Source organism: Streptococcus sp. SR4, assembly GCF_000517725.1.
Lineage (GTDB): Bacteria > Bacillota > Bacilli > Lactobacillales > Streptococcaceae > Streptococcus > Streptococcus salivarius_F.
In genome coordinates this window covers 1-1,382 of record NZ_AZYW01000021.1, presented here as the reverse complement: position 1 = coordinate 1,382, position 1,382 = coordinate 1, and the positions used below count along the sequence as shown (strand labels likewise).

General features: G+C 44.7%; 1 protein-coding gene. It reads left to right on the top strand.

The features are described 5' to 3' along the window. The coding region (locus HMPREF1519_RS02510; RefSeq protein ID WP_037611128.1) for a dihydrolipoamide acetyltransferase at positions 1 to 1,210 on the top strand (1,210 nt) is incomplete at its 5' end. Between the last annotated feature and the right edge of the window lie 172 nt (positions 1,211 to 1,382).

Sequence of the window (1,382 nt, the reverse complement as noted above, 5' to 3'; positions counted from 1 at the left end):
TCGTCAGGCTGGTGAAACTGTACCAGTTACTGAAGTTATCGGTTATATTGGAGCAGAAGGTGAAGTTGTGGCTGACAAGGCAGCTAGCGCGCCAGCTGCTGAACCTACGCCAAAAGTTGAAGAAGTTGCCGCTGTAGCAGAGCCTGTAGTAGCAGCGCAAACGCAAGCACCTATCGTTCACGAAGGCGGCAAAGTACGTGCAACACCTAAGGCTCGAAAGGTGGCGCGTGAGTTGGGGATTGACCTCGCTCAAGTTCCAGGAACTGGAGCAAAAGGTCGTGTTCATGCAGATGACGTTGAGAACTTTAAAGGTGCTCAACCTAAGGCGACTCCATTGGCACGTAAGATCGCAGCGGACCTTGGTATTGACTTAGCTAGCGTATCTGGAACAGGCTTTGGTGGTAAGATTACTAAGGAAGATATCCTTGCAATCAGTGCTCCAGCGCAAGTTAAGGAAGCGGCTGCTGCCCCTGTGGTTGAAGCTAAACCTGAAAAAGTCTTGCCAGAAGGCGTGGAAGTTATCCCAATGTCTGCTATGCGTAAGGCAATTTCTAAGGGAATGACGCACTCATACTTGACTGCACCAACCTTTACTCTTAACTATGATGTTGATATGACTAACCTTATGGCTCTTCGTAAGCAAGTCCTTGACCCAATCATGAATAAGACGGGCATGAAGGTAACCTTCACTGATTTGATTGGTTTGGCAGTTGTGCGTACCCTTATGAAAGAGGAACACCGTTACCTCAATGCATCCTTGATTGACGATGCTCAAAATATCGAATTACACAAATTTGTTAATCTCGGTATTGCCGTTGGTCTCGATGATGGCTTGATTGTACCTGTCGTTCACGGTGCAGATAAGATGAGTTTGTCTGAGTTTGTTGTGGCTTCTAAGGATGTCATCAAGAAAGCTCAAGCTGGTAAATTGAAGGCTGCAGAAATGTCAGGTTCAACCTTCTCTATTACTAACTTGGGAATGTTTGGAACTAAGTCATTTAACCCAATCATCAACCAACCAAACTCAGCTATCCTTGGTGTTTCAGCAACTATTCAGACTCCAGTTGTTGTTGATGGAGAAGTTGTCGTACGTCCAATCATGGGTCTATGCTTGACAATTGACCACCGTATTGTAGATGGTATGAATGGTGCCAAATTCATGGTTGATTTGAAACATTTGATTGAAAATCCTATGGAATTGTTGATTTAAGAAAAAAATATCTGAAAACTGAAGTTTTAATAGAAAGGAGAGGGCGAACCAGAGGGTATAACTGAACCCGAGCGGAAAGCTTGGAAAATAGACCGTCTGTCTACGTCAGCAGGCTGACGTGTCAGACGCCTAATTTTCAGTCGCTTTCTGGTCGCTCTTGGTATCTTATAAA